This window comes from Actinosynnema sp. (genome assembly GCF_052038725.1).
The window spans coordinates 1-1,875 of sequence record NZ_JBQGCX010000368.1 but is presented as its reverse complement, the minus strand read 5'-3'; the positions used below and the strand labels follow the sequence as shown (position 1 = coordinate 1,875).

The window sequence follows — 1,875 nt, the reverse complement described above, 5'->3', positions numbered from 1 at the left end:
GCCGAGTCCGCGCCCGAGCAGGCCAGGTTGAAGGAGCGGGTGGCCAGGGCGGTGTGGTGGACCAGGGCGTGCGGGGAGCGGTGGCACCAGTTGCCGTTCGCGCCGTTGGTGTCGTCGGTGTAGTCGCCCGCGCCCTCGCCTGCCATGGCGCTGTCGCCCAGGGAGACGACCGCGGTGTCGCGGGTGTCCGCCGGGTCGCGGGGTGTGGGGGCGGAGAGGACGATGGTGGCTGCGAGCAGGAGCAGGGCTGCTGCGGCGGCGGCGGTGGTGGCGGTGGCGGCAGTGGTGGTGGTCAGGGTGAGAGTTTTGCGCGGCAAGGTGCCCCCCGGGTGTCCTGGTGGGGATGATCCCGGTTGGGGGCGGGGGGCCGAACCCCTGGGTCGGGGTGGGTGCACCCCTAGTGAGGGGTGCGAGGTTTAGGGGGAACCCCTGAAGTGGACAGGGCCCCTTCGGGGGGACTGCGGGCGGTGCTCGGGTCGCTACGCTTGGCGTGTTGACCCCCTCGGCGGACGGCGGAGCGCTGGTTCGGATGGACAGCCCCTGGAGTGAGCAGCCGCGCTTGGCGCTGCGCGCCACGGCGCAGGGGCTGCTGCTCGTGGCCAGCGCGTTCGCGTCGCTGGTGGTGGTGATCCTGACGGTGCTGTCGGTCGCGTTCCTGGTGCTGGGCGTGGGTGTGCTGCTGGTGCCGGTGGCGGTGACCGCGCTGCGGTGGACGGCCAACCAGAGCAGGCGGTTGGCGAGCGCGGCCGGGGTGGAGATCGCGCGGCCGTACCTGCCCCGGCCCGAGCCGCCCGAGGGCGTGCTGGACGTGGTGCACCGGACGTACTGGTTGCTGCGGGACCCGGCCACGTGGCGGGACCTGGGGTGGGCGGTCGGGAACACGTTCTTGGGGTTCCTGGCCGGGTTGTTCCCGGTGACGACGCTCGCGTACGCGGTGCAGTGCACGGTGGTGACGGGATCGGCTTGGGCTTTCTTCGGGGACGCCGGGGAGTGGTTCCTGGGGATCTTCATGCCGTTCGGGGGTGTGCCGGGGCTCGCGCTGTCCCTGGGCATCGGGGTCGTGTCGTTGGCGACGTGGCTGTTCGGGTCGCACTGGGTGGTGCGGGGGCACGCGCTGCTGACCAACGCGCTGCTGTCGCCGACGCGGCGCGCGCTGCTGGCGGATCGGGTGCAGGAGTTGTCGGACACGCGGACCGAGATCATCGACGTGCAGGCTGCGGAGCTCCGGCGGATCGAGCGGGATCTGCACGACGGGGCGCAGGCGCGGTTGGTGGCGATCGGGATGAAGCTGGGGGCGGCGGACCGGTACCTGGAGTCCGATGTGGACGCGGTGCGGACGCTGCTGCTGGAGGCGCGCGAGGCGTCGGTGAAGGCGTTGGAGGAGTTGCGGAACCTGGTGCGGGGCATCCACCCGCCGCTGCTCGCGGAGCGGGGGTTGGGGGCGGCGATCGAGGCCCTGGCGCTGGAGAGCCCGCTGGACGTGGAGCTGGCGGTCGACCTGCCGAGGCGGTTGTACGCGCCGTTGGAGTCGGCGGCGTACTTCGCGGTGTCGGAGCTGCTGACGAACGCGGCCAAGCACTCGGACGCCCGGCACGTGGGGATCGTGGCCCGGTTGACCGAGGAGAAGTTGATCATCTCGGTGAGCGACGACGGGCGCGGTGGGGCGAGCACCAACGGGGGTACTGGGCTGCGGGGGATCGCGCGCCGGTGCGCGTCGTTCGACGGTAGCCTTGATGTTCGGAGTCCGGTCGGGGGACCAACTGTCGCGATCTTGGAGCTGCCGTGCGCGTCGTCCTCGCCGAGGACCTCTATCTACTGAGGCAAGGTCTGGTCCAGCTGCTGGAGTCCCACGGGTTCGAGGTGGTGGCCGCGGTG

1 protein-coding gene and 1 pseudogene are annotated in these 1,875 nt (G+C 71.9%); one reads left to right on the top strand and one right to left on the bottom strand.

The window, feature by feature from the left end:
- A pseudogene (locus ACTUAL_RS07445) lies at positions 1–317 on the bottom strand (GDSL-type esterase/lipase family protein); the annotation flags it as partial.
- 212 nt (positions 318–529) lie between these two features.
- Between ACTUAL_RS07445 and ACTUAL_RS07440 the strand changes: the two are divergent.
- A complete protein-coding gene (locus ACTUAL_RS07440; RefSeq protein WP_096493136.1) occupies positions 530–1,819 on the top strand; it encodes a sensor histidine kinase in 1,290 nt (429 codons plus the stop codon).
- Positions 1,820–1,875: the final 56 nt, after the last annotated feature.